The sequence below is a fragment of the Alicycliphilus denitrificans K601 genome (assembly GCF_000204645.1).
In the GTDB taxonomy this organism is placed as follows: domain Bacteria; phylum Pseudomonadota; class Gammaproteobacteria; order Burkholderiales; family Burkholderiaceae_C; genus Alicycliphilus; species Alicycliphilus denitrificans.
In genome coordinates this window covers 1-24,070 of the sequence record NC_015423.1, presented here as the reverse complement: position 1 = coordinate 24,070, position 24,070 = coordinate 1, and the positions used below count along the sequence as shown (strand labels likewise).

Annotated in this window: 28 protein-coding genes; 1 reads left to right on the top strand and 27 read right to left on the bottom strand. The window is 60.6% G+C overall.

Features of this window, described 5'->3' with window-relative positions; all coding sequences use genetic code 11:
* Window positions 1-3 precede the first annotated feature (3 nt).
* The 19 genes from ALIDE2_RS23685 to ALIDE2_RS23600 all read right to left on the bottom strand — a co-directional run bounded on the left by ALIDE2_RS23685 (window position 4) and on the right by ALIDE2_RS23600 (window position 14,633).
* Window positions 4-366 (bottom strand): hypothetical protein, encoded by a 363-nt coding sequence (locus ALIDE2_RS23685; RefSeq protein ID WP_009242097.1) that lies wholly within the window; start codon window positions 364-366, stop codon window positions 4-6.
* Window positions 363-1,607 (bottom strand): conjugal transfer protein TraN, encoded by a 1,245-nt coding sequence (locus ALIDE2_RS23680; protein ID WP_009242096.1) that lies wholly within the window; start codon window positions 1,605-1,607, stop codon window positions 363-365. The genes ALIDE2_RS23685 and ALIDE2_RS23680 overlap by 4 nt, the downstream gene beginning before the upstream one ends.
* Window positions 1,604-2,902, bottom strand: a complete 1,299-nt coding sequence (locus tag ALIDE2_RS23675) for a hypothetical protein (protein WP_013723314.1) — start codon at window positions 2,900-2,902, stop codon at window positions 1,604-1,606. The genes ALIDE2_RS23680 and ALIDE2_RS23675 overlap by 4 nt, the downstream gene beginning before the upstream one ends.
* Entirely contained in the window at window positions 2,899-3,675 is a 777-nt protein-coding gene (gene trbC, locus ALIDE2_RS23670; protein WP_009242094.1) for a type-F conjugative transfer system pilin assembly protein TrbC, read from the bottom strand. Before trbC ends, ALIDE2_RS23675 begins: the two co-directional genes overlap by 4 nt.
* Window positions 3,675-4,676 (bottom strand): conjugal transfer pilus assembly protein TraU, encoded by a 1,002-nt coding sequence (gene traU / locus ALIDE2_RS23665; RefSeq protein WP_009242093.1) that lies wholly within the window; start codon window positions 4,674-4,676, stop codon window positions 3,675-3,677. Before traU ends, trbC begins: the two co-directional genes overlap by 1 nt.
* Window positions 4,673-5,311 (bottom strand): type-F conjugative transfer system protein TraW, encoded by a 639-nt coding sequence (gene traW, locus ALIDE2_RS23660; RefSeq protein WP_009242092.1) that lies wholly within the window; start codon window positions 5,309-5,311, stop codon window positions 4,673-4,675. Before traW ends, traU begins: the two co-directional genes overlap by 4 nt.
* On the bottom strand, window positions 5,298-5,774 hold the full coding sequence (locus ALIDE2_RS23655; protein ID WP_009242091.1) for a S26 family signal peptidase: 477 nt from the start codon (window positions 5,772-5,774) through the stop codon (window positions 5,298-5,300). The genes traW and ALIDE2_RS23655 overlap by 14 nt, the downstream gene beginning before the upstream one ends.
* On the bottom strand, window positions 5,774-6,202 hold the full coding sequence (locus ALIDE2_RS23650) for a hypothetical protein (protein WP_011798629.1): 429 nt from the start codon (window positions 6,200-6,202) through the stop codon (window positions 5,774-5,776). Before ALIDE2_RS23650 ends, ALIDE2_RS23655 begins: the two co-directional genes overlap by 1 nt.
* Window positions 6,192-8,816, bottom strand: coding sequence for a type IV secretion system protein TraC (gene traC / locus ALIDE2_RS23645; protein WP_013723313.1), 2,625 nt, complete (start codon window positions 8,814-8,816; stop codon window positions 6,192-6,194). Before traC ends, ALIDE2_RS23650 begins: the two co-directional genes overlap by 11 nt.
* Before the next feature lie 37 nt (window positions 8,817-8,853).
* Window positions 8,854-9,504, bottom strand: coding sequence for a type IV conjugative transfer system lipoprotein TraV (gene traV / locus ALIDE2_RS23640; RefSeq protein ID WP_009242088.1), 651 nt, complete (start codon window positions 9,502-9,504; stop codon window positions 8,854-8,856).
* Window positions 9,501-9,650, bottom strand: coding sequence for a hypothetical protein (locus ALIDE2_RS25330; protein WP_009242087.1), 150 nt, complete (start codon window positions 9,648-9,650; stop codon window positions 9,501-9,503). The genes traV and ALIDE2_RS25330 overlap by 4 nt, the downstream gene beginning before the upstream one ends.
* Window positions 9,647-10,396 (bottom strand): DsbC family protein, encoded by a 750-nt coding sequence (locus tag ALIDE2_RS23635; RefSeq protein ID WP_009242086.1) that lies wholly within the window; start codon window positions 10,394-10,396, stop codon window positions 9,647-9,649. Before ALIDE2_RS23635 ends, ALIDE2_RS25330 begins: the two co-directional genes overlap by 4 nt.
* Window positions 10,389-11,702, bottom strand: a complete 1,314-nt coding sequence (locus ALIDE2_RS23630) for a TraB/TrbI/VirB10 family type IV secretion system protein (protein ID WP_232295877.1) — start codon at window positions 11,700-11,702, stop codon at window positions 10,389-10,391. Before ALIDE2_RS23630 ends, ALIDE2_RS23635 begins: the two co-directional genes overlap by 8 nt.
* A 28-nt stretch (window positions 11,703-11,730) precedes the next feature.
* Entirely contained in the window at window positions 11,731-12,468 is a 738-nt protein-coding gene (locus tag ALIDE2_RS23625; protein WP_009277744.1) for a type-F conjugative transfer system secretin TraK, read from the bottom strand.
* Window positions 12,404-12,961 (bottom strand): type IV conjugative transfer system protein TraE, encoded by a 558-nt coding sequence (locus ALIDE2_RS23620; protein ID WP_238530185.1) that lies wholly within the window; start codon window positions 12,959-12,961, stop codon window positions 12,404-12,406. The genes ALIDE2_RS23625 and ALIDE2_RS23620 overlap by 65 nt, the downstream gene beginning before the upstream one ends.
* A 50-nt stretch (window positions 12,962-13,011) precedes the next feature.
* Window positions 13,012-13,305: a type IV conjugative transfer system protein TraL gene (traL, locus tag ALIDE2_RS23615; protein ID WP_009242082.1), complete on the bottom strand. Its 294-nt coding sequence runs from the start codon at window positions 13,303-13,305 to the stop codon at window positions 13,012-13,014.
* 15 nt (window positions 13,306-13,320) lie between these two features.
* Entirely contained in the window at window positions 13,321-13,653 is a 333-nt protein-coding gene (locus tag ALIDE2_RS23610; RefSeq protein WP_009242081.1) for a TrbC/VirB2 family protein, read from the bottom strand.
* 94 nt (window positions 13,654-13,747) lie between these two features.
* Window positions 13,748-14,131, bottom strand: coding sequence for a hypothetical protein (locus ALIDE2_RS23605; protein ID WP_009242080.1), 384 nt, complete (start codon window positions 14,129-14,131; stop codon window positions 13,748-13,750).
* A 1-nt stretch (window position 14,132) separates the two neighbouring features.
* The gene (locus ALIDE2_RS23600; protein ID WP_013723312.1) at window positions 14,133-14,633 is read right to left on the bottom strand and encodes a lytic transglycosylase domain-containing protein; all 501 of its coding nucleotides are present in this window, start codon (window positions 14,631-14,633) and stop codon (window positions 14,133-14,135) included.
* A 294-nt stretch (window positions 14,634-14,927) separates the two neighbouring features.
* Between ALIDE2_RS23600 and ALIDE2_RS23595 the strand changes: the two genes are divergently transcribed.
* Window positions 14,928-15,776, top strand: coding sequence for a response regulator transcription factor (locus tag ALIDE2_RS23595; RefSeq protein WP_231403503.1), 849 nt, complete (start codon window positions 14,928-14,930; stop codon window positions 15,774-15,776).
* On the opposite strand, the gene ALIDE2_RS23590 is transcribed toward ALIDE2_RS23595, so the two are convergent.
* From ALIDE2_RS23590 to ALIDE2_RS23555, 8 genes are all read right to left on the bottom strand, one after another.
* Window positions 15,745-16,680 carry a sensor histidine kinase gene (locus ALIDE2_RS23590; RefSeq protein WP_238530184.1) on the bottom strand — a complete coding sequence of 312 codons (936 nt, stop codon included), beginning with the start codon at window positions 16,678-16,680 and terminating at the stop codon, window positions 15,745-15,747. The genes ALIDE2_RS23595 and ALIDE2_RS23590 overlap by 32 nt on opposite strands.
* A gap of 41 nt (window positions 16,681-16,721) precedes the next feature.
* A complete protein-coding gene (locus ALIDE2_RS23585) occupies window positions 16,722-16,997 on the bottom strand; it encodes a YunC family protein (protein WP_009242076.1) in 276 nt (91 codons plus the stop codon).
* A 32-nt stretch (window positions 16,998-17,029) separates the two neighbouring features.
* On the bottom strand, window positions 17,030-17,884 hold the full coding sequence (locus ALIDE2_RS23580; RefSeq protein WP_009242075.1) for a PAS domain-containing protein: 855 nt from the start codon (window positions 17,882-17,884) through the stop codon (window positions 17,030-17,032).
* A gap of 90 nt (window positions 17,885-17,974) precedes the next feature.
* Window positions 17,975-18,187 (bottom strand): hypothetical protein, encoded by a 213-nt coding sequence (locus tag ALIDE2_RS23575; RefSeq protein ID WP_009242074.1) that lies wholly within the window; start codon window positions 18,185-18,187, stop codon window positions 17,975-17,977.
* Window positions 18,188-18,328: 141 nt separating this feature from the next.
* Window positions 18,329-21,214 carry a MobF family relaxase gene (mobF, locus tag ALIDE2_RS23570; protein ID WP_013723310.1) on the bottom strand — a complete coding sequence of 962 codons (2,886 nt, stop codon included), beginning with the start codon at window positions 21,212-21,214 and terminating at the stop codon, window positions 18,329-18,331.
* Window positions 21,211-21,666, bottom strand: coding sequence for a protein-disulfide reductase DsbD N-terminal domain-containing protein (locus ALIDE2_RS23565; protein WP_009242072.1), 456 nt, complete (start codon window positions 21,664-21,666; stop codon window positions 21,211-21,213). The genes mobF and ALIDE2_RS23565 overlap by 4 nt, the downstream gene beginning before the upstream one ends.
* Window positions 21,667-21,677: 11 nt before the next feature.
* Window positions 21,678-23,675: a type IV secretion system DNA-binding domain-containing protein gene (locus tag ALIDE2_RS23560; RefSeq protein ID WP_009242071.1), complete on the bottom strand. Its 1,998-nt coding sequence runs from the start codon at window positions 23,673-23,675 to the stop codon at window positions 21,678-21,680.
* A gap of 1 nt (window position 23,676) precedes the next feature.
* A complete protein-coding gene (locus tag ALIDE2_RS23555; RefSeq protein WP_009242070.1) occupies window positions 23,677-24,054 on the bottom strand; it encodes a plasmid mobilization protein in 378 nt (125 codons plus the stop codon).
* Window positions 24,055-24,070 lie beyond the last annotated feature (16 nt).

The window sequence follows — 24,070 nt, the reverse complement described above, 5'->3', positions numbered from 1 at the left end:
GGCTTACTCCACGGAAATTGGCGGGGTGCCGTCGAGGCAGTAGTTGAGCTGGGTCTTCAGGATCGCGTCGGTGCGGCCTTGTGGGGTATCCACGTCCTTCTTGGTGAACACCATTTCAAGGCGCTTGCAGTCGGCGCGGCTGAAAGACTTGATGACCTTCGCAGTCACCAGCAGCGGCCCGGTCGAGCGGAATTGGCGCGTGAAGTGCTCGGCCACCTCCCCTTCCATGACGCCGCTGGAGCTGCCGTTGCGGATCGCAGCGGCCAGCACGTCGTGTTGCCGGGTATAGACGGTTGGCCCAGCGAGGCTTTCGCGCGCGAAAGTCGAGCAGGCCAGCAGAATGAGGGCGATAGAGAGAGTTTTCATTGGTCGTAGTAGCTCTGAACTTTTTTGTTGACGGTCTGCTGCACCCGGTTGCTCATGGTCGATGCCGGCACATCCTTGGGCACGATGTCCGCGATGAACTCGGACAGATCAATCCGGGAGAAATCGAGGGCCTGGAGCTGCGCCTGGTTGAAGCCGCCGCAGCTATTCATCGGCATCCCGAGTTGGGCGCGGCCTTGGCGGTTGATGATCTTGGCCAGCTTGGAGTTAAAGCAGCAGTGGCGTTCCTTCTTCTCCACGCAGACCTTGAGCACCTTCTTGCTGCAATACGTCTCAATATGGACGCACAGGTTTTGGCCGCGCTTCATGGCCATGACCTGCTCGGCCGAATCGCAGCTCAACCATTCCTGCACCAGCATGATTGCCACGGACAGGGCGAAGCTGTACGGGTCAAAACCGACGAACTGGAAGCCGTTGGCAAAGGTGAACTCAAAAGTGAAGCCATAGAACCCGAATTGCGGATTGAAGACACCATCACCCAAGCCGGAGGCCCAGCTATTCATTGCGCCAAGTCCCTTATCTACAAGGGAGCTGTCGAGCTGGCCATACAGCGAGTCGTACATGTACTTGGAACCCAGCACGATGGATTCGCGGCCCGCTTCGCCTGCCGCCTTCATGCCGGCGCCCAGGAGCGCGTAATTGCTGAAGGCAGCGCCACCACCGGCTGACTTGCAGCAGCTCTTGAGCGTGGTGCCACCCAAGACCTTGATGCTGCATTCCTCCATGTAGCCCTTGAAGATTTCGACCTTGTTCGGGTCGATGCCGTACACGCCGGCCTCGCGGGCGGCCTCCATCATCACGGCCGCTTGGCCAAAGTCCTTGTCGGGTGGCGCGCTGGTATCAAAGCACCCAGCCCCGCCGTTCTGGCAGAAGGCGCTTTGATCGCACACCGTTTTCTCGGTGTAGGTTTCAGGCTTGTCCGGGCAGTTGTATTTCTGCTCGTACATCACGCAGGTGCCGGAATCGTCGCGCTCCACGCATGACGATCCGATCTGAGAGCACCCCTTGTCTCGCAGCGGCTGGCAGTCGTTGACCATGTTCTGGCTGCGGCATTGATAGGTGTCCTGGTATTCCCAGCATTCACGAAAGACGGACAGGCCCGACACGTTGCGGGTCTGGTTGGGCGCGGTGCAAACCGTTCCCGTCTTCTGGCAGTCAGGCGCTGCGAAGGCGCTGAAGCTGGCGACAAAGGCCAATGCGGCAAGAATCTTCTTCATCATCATTGAGCCCTCTGTTCCAGGGGAGCGCACTGGCTGTTGTCCCATTGGTCATAGCAGTTGCGCGGGCACAGTTGGCGCGTCGTGAGCTGGATCGCCCCTTCCCCGCCGCCCGCAACAATCGTCCGCATGAAGATCGTGTTGGAGCCGTTCTTGAGGTAGGGCTTCACGTCGATGTTCAAGCCGAAGTTCCAGCTCGTCGAAAGCTCCGGGCCGCTGAAGCAGGTGGCGCAGTACTGAACCATGCCGGTGCGGTAGTCGCTGGTTGTGCAATTCCAGCCGCCGCCCACGGCCGTGCAGGATTGGTAGGAGACGGCATTACCGCCACCGCCGCCGCCCCACCAACCGCCGCCGCCCGTATCGGAGCACTGCCAGCCACTGCCCCAATCGTCCCAAGTCTGCGTGCATGAGCGCGTGCTGGAGGACTCGAAGACCGGAGGCGGCGAATAGATTTCGAGGCGGTCGCCACCACGCGGGCCGACATAGACGAGGTTGCCGTTCACCTTGACCATCAGCCAGTCGTCAAACGCGGCACGGGTCAGGGCGAAACGGGTAATCAGCCCCACGTCACGGATGTCGAAAGTGAGGTTGCGGTCGTACACCGCACCCCAGCCGCCCCAATAGTTGTCCGCGATGGTGCCGAACTGGAGGATGTAGTTGCCGGCCCCGTCCGGGGTGAAGCTGGTGGCCATGTCGCCGGCCCAGCTATTCGGGACAATGCCGCCCTGGTCGCAGCCGTCGCGTTCTGGATCGCACGCCACCTTGAGCACGCGCTTGCAGGACAGGTTTTCCAGCGTCTGCGTTTCCGTGCAAGTCTCGGTGATGTAGGTCGCCGGGTTTTTCACGCGCTCCACGCGGCATTGCTGCGTCGAAGCGCCAGGGATGCTGCCGGGGTTGTTGATGACGCCTTTGGAGCCGGTCAGGATCGGGTCGGTCTGCTTGTCGATGGTGAACTTCGGCCGCTGCGTCGGGTTCTTGCTCATGAAGTTCACCGCGTCGCATTCCTGCTGCTGGAAGGCATTGGGGGCCTTGTACGTCTCGCACTGAATCTGCTTGTTCGTGCCCGCCCCGCCGATGAGGTTGCGCCCCTCCTGGAAGTTGGCCGTCTCCGGTGCCGTGGTGCTGTAGTACGGCAGCACGTTGGAGCCAGTTGCCCCATTGATCTTGCCCCCCGCCACACCTTTGCCCGTGTTGGCGAAGTCCTTGCCGGCATTGAAGGCGTCGGCCGGCGTCGTGATGGTTTGTGCGCTGGCTACGCCCACAGCGGCCAGCATCGCGGCGATGGAAAGGACGCGCTTCATTGGTTCCCCCTGATCTGGCGAAGGTAGCGAGACGCCACGGCTTCAAACTGCGGCGCGCGGCGCACAATCTCGTCCAGGGCGTAGTCCAGCGAAACGTCACCGGCCACTGCCACAAAGTTGTCAGGGAGGGCGCAGCCCTCGTTGTCCACTTGGTCGATGGTTGCGGCCTTGGCCAGCACCATCGTGGGAACAGCCTTGACCTTGTACTTGGTGAAGGCGTTGGGGTTCACCAGGACGTTGCCGCCCTGCTCTCCCAGCTCCTTGATGGCCAGCGCCGTATCCTTCAGCGAGTTGTTCTTGAAACCGCGCAGCACCACAGAAGCCCCCACCCGGTTGGCTTGGCTGACGATCCGCTTGAGTGATTCGGCCGGCATCGTGAAGCTGGCGAAAATCATCAGGTCATCCATCTTGCGGGCCTGGGCCTTTTGCTCGTATTGCTTGGCCAGCGCCTCGATGTCGATCCCGGCGCGCTCCGGCGTCGGCACGTTGGGGAACACGTTGGCGGCGTTCTTGGTCGCGGGGTTGTTTGGATCGAACATCTGCTTGCGCTCACGATCTACGCGGCGCATTTCCCGGTCGATGTCGGCCGAGTTGGGCATAGCGCCCTTCTTGGCCTTCGAGGCGGGGTTGTTCGGGTCAAACATCTGCTTGCGCTCAAGCTCGATGCGTTGGCGTTCTTGGTCGAGCTGGGATGCGGTCGGCGTGCTCTGCGCCACGCTTTCGCGGGCGAAAGCGGCCAGCAGCATCAGCCCGATGACAGTTTTCTTGTTCATCAGAATCCCACTCCCAGGCAGCAGTTTTTCTTGCGGAAAATCATGTAGGCGAAGTCTTCGCCGGCATACGGGTAGCTCTTGCCAGCGCCCCAAATCGCGGTCGTGCGGCCATAGGGTTGGCAGCAGCGCCCGTTGATCTTTTCCGTCTGCGGGATCGGGTAGAGCATCTGGTACTTGTATTGGGTCTTGTCCATCACCGGCTCGGGATAGATGCCGCACAAGCCGTCAGCGCCAGAGGTGCCCCACATCAGGAATTCGCGGTGCAGCTTGGCCGTCATGCGCTGCACCAGCAGCGAACTGGCTTGTACGTGTGAGACGTGGGCCTGCACATGGCCGTTGAAGGGGTAGATCGAACCCTGGCAGCCGGCGCACCAGAAAAGCGCGTTACTGCCAAAGCCAGCCGATGACAACACGCAGTCGCCGGCACACGCGGCTTGGGCAATGGGGTTGCCGAACAGGAAAGTTTCCGGGTTCAGCAGCATGGTCAGCTCGTCGTCGTTCCAAGTCGGATCGACTTCGGTGATGTAGGCCACGTCAAAGGAACCCGTCTCCAGGCACGGGTTATCCAGGATCACCTCCAGCCAATAAAGGATCGGATCGGCGTACCAATGAACCTGATAGTTGGACTGCTTGGTGTTGTCCTGCTGCAAACGGATCTCGCCTTCCGGGGCACGGATACCGGGATCGAGCTTGATGCCTCCCAGCGAGACAAAGCAGTACGGGGTGCGGGTCACATCCACGCGCCGCGCCGGCTCCCAAAAGCCGGTCTTGATGCCGATGCGCAGCGGGTTGGTGCAGGTGCAGAGGAAGCCGTCCGGGTTGCCGGTGTCCTCCTGGCCCATCGTCATGATCGGCGTGCCGCCCAACGTCAGCGGGAACAGGCAGCTCCAGCAAATATCGGTGATGGGGTTGGCAAACTTGCCCTGGCACACGCCGGCCATACTTTCGCGCGCGAAAGTCGCCGCGAGCACCATGAAAGCCATTACAAGCCAGCGTTTCATTGCAGCTCCTTCGCGGGAATCTCATCGAGCACAAGCATCTTTCCCTGCTGACGAATCACAGCCGGCACGGCCGTGATGCCGAACCGTTTGGAAAGGGTGCCCTTCTGGTCGTAGAAAACTTGGGTCTTCCAGGCTTTGGTGAGGTCGAGCCAAGACCCAGCAACGAGAATCGGCTTCACCTTGAGCTGGCCGCCCTTGGCCACCAAGCGCCCCACTGCTTCGCGCTGTTCGGGGTCGCGGCCGTCGAAGAAAACCAGCGTCTTCGTCAGGCTGGTCATGTCCAGCGGGTTGATCTTCGTTCCAGCCGGCACCACGATGCGGCCGTCGTCGGTCGTCACCGGCTTGGTGTAGGTCACGGTGGGGTCGATGAAACGCTGCGCGCGGGCGCGCACGGTGGTGATACCGTCCACCGGCTTCATGTTCTTGATGCTGCCCATCGAGCGGCGGATGGCTTCTTCCTGCAACCGCTTCAGCTCGCCGCTACGCTCCTTTTCGCGCAGCTTCTTCATAATCATGTCGAGGGCGCTTTCCTCCCCAATCGGGTAGGTCGGCCCGATGCTGCCCAAGCTCGCCGCGTTCGCGGCAGGCAGGATCGAGGCGATCAGCAGGGCTGCGATCAGCTTAGAAAATCTCATAAGCCCTCCCGATGACTTCGGCCTGCTTCACGTTGCCGGTCAGCGCATACCGCGAGTCCAGGCTGTTCGGGTTGGGCGTCGAAACGAAATACTCCCCTGCCCCGATAACGCCCTCTTGCGCGGGCTGGAGAGGCACGCCAGCCTTCGAGAAGGGCTTGGCGGTGCCGATGTATTGGTCATTCACCCAAAACGCGCTGCCGGCCCGTTTAACCGTGTCGCCAGCCACACCGGCCACGCGCTTGATGAAGGTGGTGCCAGCGGGATAGGTCGCACCGCCATGCCAGCGGTAGGCGATCAGCTCGCCCTTCTTCACTTCCCCGCCCTTGTGGATCACGTAGAGGGTGCCGGGCAGGCTGTTGGTGAGGTTGAAGGTGTAATCCAGCCAAGGGGTAGTGGCGGCGGCCAGCGCACCCACGGCGAACACACCCGCGCAAACTGTCCAGTAGATGCGCTTCGCCTTCATCACTTCATCCTCGCCCGGACTTGATCCGTGTAGTCGATGGTCACGCCACCCAGCAGCGCCGCCTTGTTGACGATCACGCAGTTGCACTCTTGCCCCAGCGCATCCACGGTCGCGGACAGCTTCTTGGCAAAGTCGATGGTCAGCTTCTGCGCCACGGCGCGCTGCTCGTCGGTCACGTCGCCACCCTTCCCGATCACGTCGAGGGTGCGCTTCTGGTCTTCCTCCACCAGCACCTGCAAATCAACGGTGGCCACACGCGCAGGCATGTTGCGGTTGATGACGTAGGCCACTGGCGCGAGCGCCACCAGCGTGAGCAAGGTGGACAGCACGGCCGGGATCACATAACGCATCCGGTCGGCGGCCGGCGCGGCGGCCTCGGCCGGCGCTGGCGTCTCGGGGGTTGGGTTGGTGTTCGGTTCAGTAGTCATCTTTCCTCCGGCGCGGGGACAGTTGTTCTTGAGGGGTGCGGCGGGCCAGCATGATTTCCAGGGCTTCCATCGTGGAATGGCCCTGCTCCAGCAGCGCGTTGCATTCGTTGAAGTCCTGCGCGTTGGTCGAAGCCATCAGCAGGGAGAAGGGATCGGGGATGTGGCGCACCACGGAATCGCCGTTGGGCGAGGAAATGAGCATTTCGCTGAAGCGGCCGCGCTCGGTGCGCAGCGACAGCAGCATCCGCTTCACGGCCGGCGAGAAATTCACCATGCCGTCCTCGATCAGCTTTTCCAGGTTCTTGCGGTCTTGGCGCAGCAGAATCTTCCAGTCGGCGTTGTTGTAGGCCGCCTGGGCCGCATCATTTTTATAGGCGTCTTCGATACCTTGCGTGCCCACACAAAAAATGCCGTTGTACTTCCGGGCGCGGCGGTAGCCTTCCTCGATGAACTCTGCGGTTTCCTTGTCAGCCCCCAGGAGCTGCCATGCCTCATCGACCAGACACAGCTTCTTGCGGTCGCGGGTCAGATACATGTCGTGGGCAATGCGCGAGGTCAGCACGAACAGCACCACGCGGCGCAGCTCGGGAGCGTTCTTCAGTTCCTCCAGCTCCAGCCCCACCATGTCGGCGTCCAAGCTGATGTTGGCGCGGCCGTTGAAGAAGTCCCCATAGACGCCATCCTTGGTGAACGGCGCGAGCTGCTTGGCCAGCTCGTAGGCCACGCGCTCGGTGCTGCCCGACTCGTTCTTGATGTTGCTCAACAGGTAGTCGCGGATGCGGGTCGGGTTGGTGTCCTGCCCGTAGTCTTGCCAGACGGCGGTAATCGCCTCCCCGATCAGCGCGTACTGGAATTCCGTCAGCGGCGCATTGGGGGACGCCATGCGGCCGATCATCGGCTTGAGCATCCGCATTTCCGCCTTGAAATCCAGCTCGTCGTCAGTGCCCACCCAAGTGAATGGATTGATGCACAGCTTCGTGCTCGGCGTGAACTCCAGGAAGGTGCCTTTCTGGAGCCGGATCAGGTTCTGATAGCTGCGGCCCACGTCGATCACCCACACCCGCGCGCCAATACCTCGATAGGCCGAAACGACTTCGTTCATGGTCACGGACTTGCCCGAACCGGACACGCCCGCCACGAACACGTTGTAGTTGCCCTGCTGGTTGCTGTAGAAGTCGAGGAAGGTAGGGGTGCCACGACGGCCAAAGAACATCATCACCGGGTCGCCTGCGCCCTTCCATTCGCCAATCACCGGGGCCATGTCCACCGCGTTCACCGTGGTCTTGGACGTGATGAGGCGTAGCTTCTGCAAGTCGTCGCGCACCGTCTCGGTGAGCGTCATGGGCAGGCTGGAATACAGGGCCGTCAGTTGCAGCAGTTGCAGCGGGCAGATCGTGAAGCGTTCGCTGCGCCACACGTTCAGGGCCACTTGGCTTGCCCGGTTGATGACGCGCTTGGGTGCGAACAGCAGCAGCGTGTGGTACAGCTCGCACATGCTGCCGCCGTTGTTGAGCTGGTGCAGCACGATGTCCCAATCGTTCGCCTGGGCCTGAAGCTCGGGCTGGAACTCGGCCATCTTGGACTTGGCGTTTTGCTTGGTGCGTGCGGCCTTGATCTGAGCCTTGCCGTCCACCACGTTGGGGTCAAGCGTGAAGACGCCACCGCACACCAGGAATGGGCACGGGTATTGAAGGCCGTCATCGAAAAACGAACCGATGATGTTGGCCATCTCCCACAGCTCTTTCTTCTGCGGGTACTGAAGCACGCCGAAGCCACGCACGGCGATGCGCTTGTCTTCGTCGCCCTGCTTCTCGGGCGGCAGGCCAAACAGCAGCTCGTTGGCTTTCACGCGCACATGCTGGCCAAAGGCCGTGACTTGGTTTTTGATGGATTTCCCGTCGTCGTAGCGCAGATCGGGGAACGGCTCCTTGCTGAACATGCTTTCGGGGTTGAGGATCGGCCACAGGAAGCTAATCAGCCCGTCAGCATCGAGGGGGAAGGACGGCAGGCTTGCCGTGCGCAGCGAAGCGCGCACTGTCTCGCGCAGCTCGTACATTTCCTCCACCAGCTTGGCGTCACGGAAGGAACCGGCTTTGGTGATGGAGAACAGCAGGCGGATGTTCTTCACCACGTAGTTGTCATTGGGCCAAAGCGGCTTGCCCTTTGCCTTGTAGATGTACTCCACGCGGCGCTTGGCCAGCTCCTGAAAGAACGGCGTGGTCTTGCCGTTGTCCACCGCGATATGGCGTTGATCCATGTACGCTTGGAACTGGTCATCCAGCACCGGGCTACCGAACAGGCACCACTGAATTCCGTAGTGCGGCGGCACCGGGGTAAAGAGCGTATTGAGGCGGCTCGCCATGTCGTCGTCCGCGCCGGTTTGCGCGATGACTTCAAAGCAGAAGGCCACCGAGTTGTCGTTGTAGAAAAGGCCCGTGTCGGGGTCGTATTGGTCGTACTTGAGGATGCTGTGCAGCCCATAGAGGCTCGTCACCTCGTTGGCGGCCGCCACGGGGGCCGGCTGGCTCCCGACATCCGAGGTGTTGCCCAGCACGGTTTCGTCCCAAAACCGGGCGGCAGCACCCTTTAGCTTGTCCATCATGCTGTCTTGCATTGAATGTTCTCCATGTTGGCCGCCCGGCCAGCGATGCTTATTCGCTGTCCGGGATGACGTTGCCGGGGCGCATGATTCCGTTCAGCAGCTCGGTGGCTTGCTCGTTGCTCATGCGGTCTTGACGGACGCCGATAGACTCCATCCCGTTGTCAGCGGGAGGCGTTGGCTGCTGCCCCAGCACGCCAGGGCTTTGCCGTTGCTGGCCAGCGCCGGCCGTTTGCGGCTGCGCAGCCTGGGCCGTCACATTCGACGGGGCGCGTACCGGCCGGTAGTTGTCCTGGATGCGGCGGCGGTTGTGCTCGATCAGCCAGCGGCCGGAATCGACCGGCAGGTACACGTAGGACTGGTCGTGCAGATCGCCATCGGTGTCTTCCCACGGGGCGAACCAGACGCGAAGCAGGCGCGGTGCGCTGCGGATCGGCGTGCCCGAGTAGATGGGCTTGGTCATCACGTTGCTGCCGGCTTTCGCCTGCGAAAGTTCCACCGGAGCCTCGCCGCGCGCATTCACGCGCTGGCCCGGCAGGTTCTTCGCCTGGGCATTGGCGTAGATGCCGCTCATCGACTCGCACAAGATGCCGTCCGGGGCCTTGCACGCGAATTCGGATTTCGCATCAAAGCCAGACATGCTGCTGCAACCGGATAGGGCCACCACGGCCCCGATGCCAAAGGTCAAGGCCAGTGCCTTCATTTGCTTCCCTCCCATGCGTGCGCGGCACTGCCGCTGAAACCGACACCCTTGCAGCAAGCGCCGCAGTCGCGGCCAGCGAGCGAACCGCAGCCCGTCAGGGCCAAGGCGAGCGCGCCGGCACCAAACATCAAGGCGGTGCGCTTCATTGGGTTGCCTCCTGCGCAGCGGCCGGCGCGCCAGGCTTACCGGCGTTCAGCCACTGGTCGATCTTCTCGGCCGGTGCGGAACCAGGCAGGACGCGGCCATCGGCGGCAATCAGGGTAGGAGTGCCCACCACGCCCAGCTTGGAACCCAGCACCAAGTTGTCGTTGACGGGGTTGTTGCAGGCCACCAGCTTGGGCTTCTTGCCGGCCAGCATCAGCTCGCTCCAGGCTTTCGCCTTGTTCGGCGCGCACCACACGCTGACGGCCTTGGTCTTGGCTTCCGGGTGCAGCGATTCGAGCGGGTACAGGAACGTGTAAATGGTCACGTTGTCCAGGCGGGCCAGCTCGCCCTCCAACTGCTTGCAGTAGGGGCAATCCGGGTCGCTGAACACGGCCAGGATTCGGCTGCCGTCGCCCTTGACCGTCTTGATCGCTTGGCCAAGTTGCTGTGCCGGGAACTCGGTTTTCTTGCTATCGAGCTTGCGCTGGGCAGTCAGATCGACTTGCTGCTGCATGTCGAACAGGTGCCCGAAAATGAAGTAGCGGCCCGACTCGTCGGTGTAGGCGATGTTCTCGCCCATCACTACCTCATACAGCCCGGAAACTTGCGACTTGCGAATTTCCTTGAAGGTCGTCTTCGGGTACATGGTCTTGAACTTCTCGACCACGGACGCGGGCGCTTCATCTTGGGCAAATGCGGGAACAGCCAGCGCAGCAGCCAGCGCGAGGGTCAACACTCGTTTAATCATCTTCGTATCTCCTGGAGTTGGTGCCGGTGCGCTTCAGGAGGCCCCGGTAATCGTCCTTGGCGAGCGCCTTGCCGGAATAAACAGCGCCCTTGGTGATGAGGATTTCGACGGTACGGCCGCCATCGGTTTCGATGACGGGGTACAGCTTGTCCGCAGCCTTGAGGTAGTACTGAGCGAGCTGCTGGCCCGCGCTGCCTACCCCACCACCGATAGCGGCTTGCCCGATCTTGTCCGGGTCGATGGTTTGCGTGATGCCGCCGCCGCCTGTGCTGGTGATGGTTGCGGAGGACTGGAAGGCTTTGCCGATACCACTGAGCGCGCCGGCAAACAGGGCATTGGCGAGCAACTGGCCCTGCTTGGTGACGAGACGGCCCCGAACCCCAGCCTTGCCGTCTTCCCCAATCACTTGGCCCTTGATCGCCATTTCAACGGCCTCGCCGTTGATAACGCAGGCCAGGGTTTCGGTGCGGCCCATCATCCGCTCTGAGGACAGATCGCCCCAGGTGGCGGCCACGATGCGGCAATCCTTGATGTCCAGCTTGTGCTTGTTGGCCAGATTGGCGACATCGAGCACATGGAAAGCCACCGGCAGCGGGTTCGATTGGGCTTGCCCGCCTGTCGGCGCATCCACGCCGTTGAGCATGGCCACGCGCACAAAGGAGCCAGCCGGCAGAAACTCGATGGTCTGCTTCTTGCCGTCTGCCCCGCCCGAGGTGGTGCCGTACTTCTTGGCCTTCTCGTCGGTTGGGAAGCCCAGCACCTCGGTGATGCCACCAGCGCCGCCAACGGCTGCGCCCGCTGCGCCCTTGCCCTCGGCATTGTTGAAGGTGATGATTTCCACTTCCCGCCGCGCCGGCACATCCACCTGATTGAGCGGCTGGTTTAGGGTGGTGGCCCCGCCCTTGCCGTTCGGTGACTGGAGAACACGCTGGCCCGGCCCGGTGCCGTTGCCAATGGGCAAAGGCTTGTCCAGAACCGAAGCATCTGGCTTCGCAGCCGTTGCGCTGCCAGCCGAACCGGCTGCGGCCTTGTTGGCCTTCAGTTCCTCCAGCGCCTGCGCGAGCTTCTTGTTCTGTTCCTCCTGGGCCTTGAGCTGGGTCTTAACTTCCCCGATCAAGGCTTCGTTGGACTTCTCCTTGGCCGCTTGCTGCGCACGCCACGCATCCTTGTCATCTACGGTGCCCGGTGCGGTGATGCTGACGGTCTTGGGCTTTTCGCGGTGCTGTGCTGGGCCACTGTCGAACAGGAACATGCCAGCCCCGGCCAGACCGAGAATGCCGGTCACTGCCCCGCCGATGAGCATCATCTGGCGTTTCTTTGTTTGTGCGTTCGGCTCACTCATTGTCTTTGCGCTCCCGAACGATGTAGATGTCCGTCCCGTCGCCCTGCATCAGCGTGTGGTGCTCTACGGCAATGGCGCGCACGCCACGGCGGTAAAGCTCCTGCTCGACCAGCAGCATTTCGGAGGGGGAAACGTTGGTCAGGCGGTATTTCTCGCCCACCACTTCGCCATCCATGTACTTGGCCACCAAGATCAAGCGCCCCTCTTTCCACAAAGGCACTTCCTTGTTCACCTGGATGGTTTCAACGCTGTCCTTCAGCTCGTCGTCGGCCATCACCAGCATCAAGTCCTTGATGCGGCGCTGGTAGGAGACGGTGCGGCCATCAGCGGCTGCGCGGCTCGAAGGCGTAGCCTTCTCGCTCGGCGGCCGGATGATGATTTCCTCGCCGGCCACCGGACGCGGAACGAGGATCAGCTTGTAGGTAACGCCCTTCTCGTCGGACACGAAAACCGTGACCGTGCCCTGGTTGGGCGACTCGCTGGCCAGCGTGAAGTAGTAAGCCCCCAGGGCCTCGTCCTTCTGGCCTGCCAGCACGCCCTTCACGCTGGGCACCACATTGGCAATGCGGCGCCCGTCGATTGCGAGACGGTTGGTTTCGTTGACCGAGATATTGACTTGAACGTGGCCCCGGTCAGCGTTCTCAACGACTTGCGTTGCGCCTGCTTCAGTTGCCAGCAGGCTTGTTAGCAGAAGGATCGCGCTTAACGATTTCTTCGATCTTGGAAACATAGAGACGCCCCGAGGTAGTGATGGTGAATTCAACGAGATAGTCCTTCTCGCGTTCGGAAGTGAGCTTGTCGGCAATAAAGGTCTTGAGTTTTCCGCTGACCTTCACGCGCTTGTCCTGCTCGCTGACTTCCTCTTTGCGAGGAACCCAAATAGTGGTGACTCGCTCCTGTTTGAGCCGCATTGCGGCCGCATCAAGCGCGGTCTTCAACCCGGCGTAGCCGTCCGGGTCGGCCATCTTGAGAATCACCTTGTTGTTGTAATCAACCGTCTCCGGCGTGACGGTCAACACCGTGCCCAGGACATAACCGGCCATATCCAGCAGGTAGTCCTTATTGGCGTAGTTCGATCCAATCTCGTAGGGCCGCTTAACTTCAGGCGGCACGATCTTGGTTGTGTCGCGCACGACGACGAAGCCCAGCAGCAGCACCCCGAAAAACAGAGTGCCCAGCAGGCCCGCGTTCATCGCGCGGTGGAAGCGGACTTGCGATTGCAACTTGTCCCGCTCATTGATTGCTTTATCTGGTGCCATAGCGCGTGTAGCCCCTATCCATTGAGTTCTCGAATGTGGCTACCCGGCAGCTCTTTCGGCTCGGGAAACCCGGTGAACCAGTACAGGAGGTGGGTGGCCATGCCCGGATGCTTCCCAGCCTTCAGCTTCCCGTAGAAAAAGGCCGCTCCAATACCGAGGAACAGCCCAATCACCGGGAAGCCTGAGCCAATGCCAACCAACACGCCCATGAGGCCGATCATGGCAACGTCCATTTCCCAAAAGAGGAATTTGGCTCCGTCGTCCAATCGGCGCGGGATGTAGTGAGAGAGATCCGTTTTTTCGGACATGGCCACCTCCTGCGCTTAGATGACGGCCGTGAAACTGGCGTTGACGATGCCGACGATCACGCCGATACCCATCGACAGCACCACCGCGCCGAAGAACCAGCTCCAGTCCTTCTTGACGGCGGCGACGACGGAACCCACGCCGATGGCGATCAGGGCGGCCAGCTTGCCCAGGTTGCCCTTCACCCAGCCGTCCCACTTGGTTACGGCGGCGTCGAACTCCGTGCCGTCACTGGCGTATGCGCCGGAAGCCAGCATCATCAGACCCAGGATCAGGCCGGCGAGCATCAGGGCCTTGAACCACTGGCCCGCTTCCTTGCGAACATCGACTGCTTGAATTGCTGCGTTCATCTTCAATAACTCCTACGTAGAAAGTTGGTTGGAACCCCTGCATTTCCCCGTGTGGGGCCTTGCGCCAGGGGGATGCGCAAAGACGGAAAGCCCATCACTTCGGTTTGCTGACAGGCTTGCATTCGTACTGAATCGCGGGCTTCTTCCGCTTCTTCTTCAGTGGCTTTTTCTTGGCCGGGACTTTCGCGTGCGAAAGTTCTTCGGGCGGCTGGATGGATTGAGGCGCAGGCATGACCGGCTCTTGGACAGCAGGCGGCGGTGGAGGCGGCACGTACAGATGCTTGATGGAGCGTTCCGGGCAGTCTTCCCCGTCGCAGAACACAAACTTGGTGTCGCGGGGCACGCCGAACTGCACCACGTCGGAGAGACGATCCAGGGGGTTGGGCTGGTTCAGTGACTGCGCATTGGCAGCAGTGACGCCAGCAGCAGCCAGCGCAAAGACGATAGAAATGCGAAACGGTTTGGCTGGCAACGCCATATCAATCCCCTTGGAAACTGGCCACTTGGGCCGGTGAAGTTGAAATTTGGTGGGCTTGCTGTCTGCGGTAGCCCTCGTAGAACCGCTGCACGTCGCGGACGTACTCAACCTGGGCGCTCACATTGGTCGATGCCGGGCCGGCGTAGTAGCAGCCCACGGACTTCCAGGTAGCGCCGAAACGCTGGATGCAGTCGGCCAGAACCCAGGCCCCCACCTTCTGCGAGGTGCAAGCGTCGAACAGGTGTTCACGGCGGATGCCGAAGCGCGCGAGGTTCGGCAGGTGGATCGTGTTGATCTGCATGAGGCCCAGCGCGCGGTTGCCGTCTTTCAGCTTCGGGCCGACTGCACCCGTCCAGCCGCGCGATTCCTTCCAGGCAATCGCCTTCAACAGCAAGGGGTCGATCCCGTAGCCGCGCCCAGCCTCATCCCAGCACGTTGCAGAAGCAGCGAGCGGCATCATCAGCGATGCCGCCGCGATCAGTGCGCGTGCAGAGAAGTACATAGAGGCGTTTCCCATTGCGATATTGTAGCAGTCAACTTGCTTTCACGATGAAAGCACGATAACAGAAAAAACCTAGAGCGACAAGGCATCTAGCCTAGGTTTGTCATCGTGGGAGGTGGCGTTGAGGCACCCATCCGACAGCCCCGCTTTACCCGCCGAATCCAGCTTGCCAAAGGCATGAAATGCCCACGACAAGGGGCCAAATGATACCATGCAGGAGAAAAATAACTTCCTGTCAGCGGAAGCAATAGGTTAGTTCGCACGTATAATGCCGTCCCCCGAACGGTGCGGATCATGGCTAGATCAGCCGGGCGCGGTATATCGAATGCGGCTTTTCTGTCAAAATTCGGTTATTGCCTCGCCGGCGAGGGTGTTGCACCCACCGCCGATCTGCATGGCCGCTATCCGCCAAGCACGGCAGCGCCTGCCTGCATGGCCAACGAACTTCGGGATCAATACGATCCCAAACCAATAGGTGACGTTTTGGGAATAAAAGTATTTCTTGCGGACGATCACCGGCTGCTGGTAGCCGGTTTCCGCGATGTATTGAAGGACTACGGGATCGACGTAGTAGAGGTGGCCTACAGCCTGGATGGGCTGATCGACCGCTTCTTAGAGGTCAAGCCGGATGTCCTGGTGATCGACGTGCGCTTTGACAGCAAAGGCTGTGGTGAGAACGGGCTGGACGTGTGCGAGGAACTACTGGCCCGCGACCCCTCGGCCAAAATCATTGTCTTTAGCCAGTTTGACGACCAATACATCATCGAGCGTTCCTACAAGCTCGGCGTGCTGGCCTTTGTGCGCAAGGATGAAAGTACGGAAGTGCTCAACGAGGCGATCAACACGGTAGCCCAGGGCAAGGAATACTTTTCCCCCGAGATTGCCCGCCTACTCGCATGGTCGGCCGTCAAGGATCGGAACCCGAACCGGCTCCTGGATGAGAACGAAATGCGGGCCTTCAGCCTTGCAGCCGATGGCGCATCCATGACCGAAATTGCCACCGCGATGGACTTGTCCACCAAGACCATTGGCCACTTGATGAAGGGCGTAAAAGCCAAGCTAGGCGTTGAAAGCCAAGCTGACATCACCAAGCTGGCGATCCGTCACGGCATTACGACAACTGCCCTGAAAACGAAAAGCTGAGTTTCGTTCCCGGCCGCTTCTGGTTGGCAGGATCGGCCGCCTGTATTTTCAGCGCACCACCAAGCACCCGCACCCGCTCGCGCATGTCGATCAGTCCAATGCCGGCGTGCTCTCCATTGCGAACCGTGGCTTTCATCCCCACCCCGTCATCGGTGATTTCCACCTTGTAGGTGTCTAGCGCCTTGTTGTGGTGGATGCTGACGCGCACCTGGGCAGCTTTGGAGTGCTTGATGGCATTGAAAATCGCTTCCCGGATGATCTTGTAGGCGCTGATAGCCGATGCCTCTGGCATCGCAGGCCGCTTTGGTAGATCGTGCTCCAGCGTGATGGCCGGCTTTTCGGAAATGTTCGTGTAGTGGGCCACCAGCGACTCCAAGGCCGCAGTGAAGCCGATGGAGTCGATCACCTCGATTCGCGTGTTCTTGATGATGTCGCGCATTTCGGCATAGGCATCATTCAGCATTCCCGAGGCATTACCCAGCAGCTCGGCGGCCCGCCCATTCCCAGCCACCAGTGGCTCAAGCTGCTTCAGTACGTTGCGCGTGAGCAGGAGCTGGGGATTCACCTCGTCGTGCAGACGGCGTGCAAGGGTGCGCCGTTCCTCGTCAATGCGCCGGTTCGATTCAGCCAGGACACGGCGGGTTTCTTCGTGAGAAACGTCCACGCGCTCCATCCCATAGCGGACGGTGATGTAGAGCACGTAGAGAAAAAACACAAGCATCAGGCCAGCGGCGATGTGCGAAATCATGTTGGCCCGGTTCATGAGCGGCAGCGCCAGGATCATCAGCGCCGCCCATACCCACAGGAAATACTTGGCCGCCTGGTTGCCGCGCAGAGCCAGCACCATACTGACCAAAAAGACGGTCAGCAGAAAAGCGCAGCTCGTATAGAAGATGACTTCCACTTGAATGGCCTTGCTCCAATCTCCAGGCGGCACGGTCTAAATCACCGCATCTTGTTCAGTGCGTCTTGGCCAGACTCACCCACTTGGATGCCCAGCTCAACCGCTTTGTTCGAGGTGGCTACCACCTTGGCCTTGCGCATGTCGTCAAAGGTATTCACCCCGGTGACGATGGCGCAAACCTCGCCGGTCTTGTTGCAGGTTTCCACATTGATATAACCGCAACCGAGAATCCCCTTGGGGGCCTTCATTACCAGTAGCGGCCGCGCCAGATCGAATTGCAGCAGCTCCAGGTGCTCTTGAATGGCTCCAGCGTCCATAGTCATTTCCTTTACAGAGAGGGTTGAGAAAATCAGTTCTTACGCTTGCTGTTCTGGATCATTTCGTTAATGGCGTCATTGGCGATGGTAGCCTTGAAGGTATCAACAAAATGCTCGATATATTCCGGGTGTTTCTTGTCCATTTTCGATATGTCGATATTGATGCAGATGAATCCGATCAAGCCGTACACATCGTGAAAAATCGGGATCGTGGTGGACTTCACCGCGCGTCCGTCTTTCAGGGTGAGGTCGTAGCTCACAAACGAAGCACCACGCCCCTGGCCCTGCCCTTCGCCATAGCTGTAGTTCTTGATGAGCTGGATACCGAAGTTGGTATTCGTGTCGCCCAGCCTGCGGCCGGAAATGGGGTTCTGCACAGCCACAATCGAGCGCAGCGGGTTGCGCGTGTCGTGCAAGACGATCTCTACCGGCGTGCCCGCGAACGTCTGGCCAATGCCGTTCACGATGTCCGCATAGGACTGGAAGATGCGATCCTTCTCCCGATCCACCTCCGACAGCGCCACATAGTCGGGCTGCTGGGTCAGCATGAGGTACTTGGCCTTGGTCGGCCCGTCCAGCAACAGGGTGACGTTGTTGGAGTTGCCCAGGTAGATCAAATCCGCCACGGCGCGCGGCGAGGGATGCTGAGAGAGGTAGTTGACCGCCTTCACGAACAATTCCCGATCCAGGTATAGCGCCCCGGTGTCATCGGCGCGGATCGGGTAGAAGTCGTCGTAGGCGGCCAGTGCTTTACCGGGCAGAACCCTAAGATCAGGGGAAGGCGGGGCACGAAAGCCCAGCACATAAATGCTGATGGCTGCGATCAGTACGCCCGGCACAAAAACCGAAGCCAGACGTTTCCAGTTGATCGTTGAAATAATAGACACGCGCGCCTCTCCCTGAATCCACCGATGAACCTCACATGATATTCGGGTTCTCGGCACCCCGGCAAACAGGGCGAGGCGTCTATGGCGCGGTCACTTTTTCCGTTTCTTCAGGTCGGTCTCGATGAGTCCCGAAATATAGGTGTTGGCAGGTATTTTCAGATCGTCGCACAAGTCCATCATGCGCTCGTGCAGCTCGGGGTCCATCCGCAGGGATACCGTTCGGCGATCGCCATAATTGCGAGTTCTACGGCGTTTAGTTCCCTGCCCATCGGCCGACATCTCGGCGTCCTTTGGGTCGGTCATGGCTTGTTCTTTAGCATAGTCAAAGGTTCATCACACAAGTCTAAGCCGACTTGCCTACTGGCGAAAGGCAGAACCAGCCGCCAACTTTCGCGCGCGAAAGTTGGTTAAGGCCAGCGCGCGTAAGTTGACATTTTATAGGGATTACCGTTGAACGTCACCGTTTCGCTGCGGCGACACCGGGCGTTCTCCCGCCTTGTCGGCCGTGATTGCCGTGGCCCGTTCGTGTTGCCGGAGCGTTTCCACCGCACTGGTCTTGTCTTGCTTCGCCGCCACCGCCTTGGCCGCCACCGCCTTGTCGTTGGTGTAGATGCGCAGCTCATGCGAGGCGCGCGTGGCCCCGACATAGAAGCTCCGATCCCCGAAGACCTTGGCCATGTTCTCCAGCGCCCGCTCCTGCTTCTTCTCGCTCTCGGTCTGAGGCGCTCGGATGTGGAAGATGGCCCGGTGCTGAGTCGCGCCCTGGGAGGCGTGAACCGTCTGCGCGTAGGCATGATCCCAATGCTTGTTGCGAGAGAGATCCACTTGGTGCAGTGACACATCCTTGCCTTGCTTCAGCTCCAGCGTCACCTTGTCCCCAGCCACAGCCGTGACGCGCGCCACCTCGCCGTTTTTGAACTCGCCTTCGTTTCGGGTGATACGGATCAGGTCGCCCTTGGCCAGCTCGCGGGTGTCGCGGTCGTACACCTCGATTTTGTTGTGCTTCTTCGGCTGCCATGCGATCACAGAGCCGTCTTCCTTCTGGAGCACCACAGTGCCATTGGGGGCATCCACGGCCGACACGCGCATGTATTCGCCCTTCTTGGCGTCGATCTGCTGGTAGTCCCGCCCGAAGCGCACCACGTCGCCGGCCTTGTAGTATTGCGCCTCCTTCTGCATGGCCCGCGTCCACCCCTTCGAGGTGTAGATTTCGCGCGTATCCTCGGAGCGCGACAGTTCGCCCTGCTCCTTCAGTCCCTCGCGCACGCCGGCATTGATGGCCCGCCTGTCTTCGTTATAGGCGGTAATGACGATGGTGCGCTCACGCTCTGCCTTGTCGAGCTTCAAGATGTCCTGCACTACGGCCGCCACCAGGCGGCCCTTGTCCTCCTCGGACTTCTCGGGAATTTCCCGGATCATTCCAGCCTTGTCCATGTACTCGAAGGCCCGCGCGTTGTTGGCCAGCTCCACTTGGGTGAGCCGCTGGCCGTCCCCCAGGTTGTCGCGGCCAGTGATGATGTCCACGGCTTGCTTCAGGTCGGCGGTCTTCTGGCGGTTGATTTCGGTCATGTACGCGGTTTCCATGCCGTCCCGCTGGGCCAGCTCGAAGGGCTTGCCGGCCTCTACACCCTGCAACTGGAGCGTGTCGCCCAGGTACACCACCTTGGCCCCGGCCTTTTCGGCCATGTGGTCGAGCTGGGCCTTCTGGCGCTGCGACAGGAAGGACGATTCATCCACGATCCAGACTTCCGCCTTGCGCTGGAAGTCGGGTGCGTACTGCTTGGCAAACTCGATGTCCTTCTGTAGCTGCCGCTCCTTGATCTGGAACATCGAGACGGTATCAGTAGCAATACCTGTCTCCCTGGCCAGCACCTTGCTGGCCGCCCCGGTCGGAGCCATGCCGCGCACCGTGTAGCCCTGCTCCTGCGCCATTTCGCGCACGCCTTTGAGCATAGTGGTCTTACCCGTCCCGGCAAGGCCCTGCACCGCCACGTAACGATCTTCAGTGGTCAGTACCTTGCTGATGGCCTCCTTCTGGCCTTCGCTGTATTTGAAGCCCTGCCGGCCCTCGGCCTGCGCGATCCGCGCTGCCACCGCTTCCGGCTCCATCATCTTCGGCGTCTGGCCCTTCTGTGCGCGCACTTGGTCGAGTGCCCACATTTCGCTGCCCAGCATCTTCTTGGTCGTGTAGTTGCCGTCAGGCAAGGCCACCAGATCACCATCCTTCTCCAGCTTGTCGAAGGCCCGCTTCACCTCCGATGCCGATACGCGCCCTGCCCCGTGCTCGATGGCCGCCGCCATGAGGTCGTTCTTGGATACCACGGCCTCGCGCTCGATCAGGTGTGCGGCCGCAAAGGACATCGCCTCGCGCCCGGTGAGCTTGTCAGCGCGCACCACACCACCTTGCGCCCGTTGCGCGTCGGCCTTGGCCTGGATGGCGTCGAAGTCGATCCCGATGTCTTTGGCTCGTTCCTTCCAGCTCCCGATCAAGGCTTCATGATCCACGTCCACCTTGCGCGCTCTGGTCTTCAGCGTGGCGTCTTCCTTCTGCTGCGCGCTGGCATCGTCGATGTCCACGCCCTTGGCTTTCAGCGCCGCCTCTATTTCTGCCCGGCGCTGGCTGAAGTGCTCGATCTGCTCGCGGGTGATACCGGCAATCTCGAAGTTGCCTTTCTCGTCGGTGCGGCGAATGTCGTAGCCCAGCGCCTGGAGCCGGTCGGCCAGCTCGGACGTGTAGATGGCCCCGATAACGCGCTGGGCGTTGTAGATTTCTTCATTCGTCAGGGAGCGCCACTGCCCATCCTCCCGCTTGGTGGCGTTCATGATGACGGCGTGCGTATGCGTCTGCGGGTCGAGGTCGCGGCTTGTGTTATGCCGGAACATGGCCACAGTCACGTTGCCGGTCTGTACCGCTTCGGTCTTCCCGTCCACGGTTTGCCGCGTCCTGGCCAGCTCGGTTTCGATGTGGCTGAGTGCCTTCTTGACGGCCGCCTCATGCGCCTCCCGCACGTCCCGCTTGCCGTACACCTCGGCCATGAGAGAAACACTCTTGGGCGCGGAAAACGTCATGTCGGTGCCCGGCCGGTGCTCGCGTTCCTTCTCGCCGGTTTCCTCGTTCTTGACCCACTTGCCCAGCTCTTGGCCATCCACCTTTCCGTTCAACACCTCGAAGAAGGCTTGACGATCAATCTTGCCGGAAAGCCCAAGGTGCTCGGCCCCCTTGCCGAACCACTCGGAATGCTCCAAGCCCTCGTCCTGGGTGTAGTAGTTGTCAGCGGAAAAGTAGTGCAGTGCCTGCCCGGCGCTGCCCACGTTGTTCATGCTAATCATCCCTGTCTTCCTCCCATTGCCGGCACGCTGAAAGCCTTGGTGATCGGTGCATAGCACACCCCCACAATCGCCGCGCAGCCCTGTGCCGTAGCCACCAGTTTGACGGCCTGATTGCCCCCAGCCAAGCGCACGCGCACCGCCACCCGCTCGGTGTAGTAGCGCATGTTCTGGCCCATCGCCTTGTCGAACTTTTCAAGCGGTGGCGGCAGCTCAACGCCGGCCACCGTCACGGCTGGGTTGTCCGTTTTGAAGCTGAAACGGTCGCGGTACAGGTGATAGCCCGGTGCGATGATGTACTCCAGCTCCACCACTCGCGCATCCACCCGGCGAGCCGACACCCGGAAGGCTTCATCAGGTTGCAGCAAGTCCGGCTCGGCCTGCACGGAAACGCAAAAAGCCGCCAAGCAGGCGGCCGCGACGGAATGTAGAAATGCCCGTCTCTGAGTTTTCATTCGGTATCCTCCTATAGCGCATCCGCCAGCGGGTTGGGCTTCTTGCCCTGGCCGGCTGATTTCGCATCTGCATCATCTTTCGCGCGCGAAACCTTCTCGGCTGGCTTGATGATTTCGCCGGTTGCCTTGTCGATCACATCGCCATTTTCGTTGCGCATAACCTCCACCGTAGCCGGCGCGTCCATATCGTCGTCATCCAACATGTCGCCTTGCTCCGGCGCGGCCGGCTGCTGAACTTCAGCGGCGGACGGAGCGGGTGCCGGCGCTGCGGCCGCCGTGGTCGGCTTGAAGCTGATCGCAAAGCCGTCGCGCTCGATGAAGCCGTTGGCCTGTTTCTCTGTCGGCACGTAACCATACTTGACGCGGGCAATGGGATAGTCGCCCGGAACCAGCAGATAGCCGGTCATATCGGGCAACGTCAAAATCTCCGATGTCAGCACAAGGTCGCGCATCTGTCGGCGCGCCATCACGCTCACGCCGTCACGCTGCGAGCTGAGGCCGTAGCTCAAGGTTTCATCCTTTTCATCCACCTCGGCCTGTCCCATCAATTCGGCCAACAGCTTCGCCGCAGCTCCATCCGTCACACGCAGCAGCAGCTTCGTTTGGCACCCGGAAATGATCGTCTTGGCCAGATCGTGCCCGTAGATTTCGTAGAGCTGGCTGAAGTCCTGCACGCCCAGCACCATGCACAAACCGTACTTCCGTGTGTTCGTCAGAGCCAGCTTCAGGATGTCGAGTTTTTGGAGTGTCGGCAGCTCGTCAATGCAAAACCAAAGCCGCTCGCGGTGGATCGGCTCCAAGTCAAGCACGGCCTTGATTGCCGTGTCGATCCACAACGACAGAACGGGCTTCAATGCCTCGCGCATCGCTTCCCGTGCTGTGATGAACATCCATGAATCGCCTTCTTCATGTACCCATTTTCGGATGGAGAACGATTCGCCCTCATCTGGCAAAAACCGGAAGGCTTCAAGCTGGTTCTGAACAGTCATCTTGAGTGACATCCCCGTGCGCTCGGTCGTGGGATCAACATAGGTTGCGCCCGCTGTCCCCTGCAACAATGCGTGCATGGCGTCCAGGTTGCTCTTGGCGATAGCGTTGTAGAGGTCGCGGTTCGTGCGGCGGCCCTCGCGCCCCAATACTGCAATCACGTCCTTTAGCACCATCCGGCCCGCAAGCGCCCAAAATGGATCGGACTCGGCCGGATCGGGGATCAGGCCGTTCGCCATGTTGTCGAAGTGGTAGTCCTTGGCGATTTCGTTCCAGATGTTCCAGTTCGGGCTTCTGGAGTCCAGCGGGTTCATCAGGATGTCTTTGCCTTCACGGTAGAACGCCTGGGTGAACTCGCCGGTCGGGTCATACACGATCATCCGCTTGCCACGCGCCCGCACCTGTTTCATGAGTGCGAAAAACTGCTGTGACTTACCCGTACCCTGCGCGCCGGCAAACAGCGTATGCAGCGTCTCTGACTTCACGCGCATGGGCACGCCCGCAATCTCATAAGGGCTTGCCTCGTCGCGGTGTCGGATCAGTCGCGCAAGCTCCTTTCCTTCCACCAGCTTGGCCCCGCGCAGTTGGTTGTCCTGCATCCGTTCACGGCCATAGCCCCACCAGTACAAAGAGATCAGAAACACCACACCGATGGAAGTCAGCAAGCCGAACATGCCGCCGTTGCGCAGCTTTCGCCAAGCATCTTCGGCCATGTCGTCGGTCAGCAAGGCAACCTCGGAAACTTCCATCTTGCGCAGCTCGCCGTTGACGTTCAGCTCCATCTTTCCGGCCGTCATGTAGAGCGCATCCCGCGTGTGCGCCAAGACGTTCCGCTCCAGCGCGTACTTTTCGTCTGCGGTAGTCGCATTCCAGAAGTACGCCGTCGTGACTGCCAGACCGGCCAAGATGGAAATCAGCACAACCGTCCAGATGGCCACCACGAACAGCCTGGCTTGGTGCATCCACAACTCGGCCCCACGGGAGAAGCTACCGGCGCTTCCCTTTTCCTCTCTCTTTGCCATTTCAGCCTCCTTTCACTCGCTTGAGCTTTGCCTTCGCCTTGTTCTGCGCTTCGTACAACTGCTGCACGTCACGCGCCTCAACAATCGCCGCCAGCATGTACTCCGCAGTGAAGACCGAAAGCCACAGTTCATCGGGAATCTCGACCTTTCCGCCACCCTGCCCGCCAGCGCGGATTTCATCGAGAAGGCGGCGCAGCCGCTGCTCGATGTCTTGCACGTTTTCTGCGATCACGCCCTGCACCAGCGTTTGGCGCAAAAACTCGGAAATGCTGATTCCGTGCTCGTTTGCCTTGGTTCGATAGAACCCCGCCGTGTCCTCATCGAGTCGGATGTTGAACCGCTCGGTTGGGCCTTTCCCTGTTCCTTTCGCTCTCGGCATTTTCCTTTACTCCATA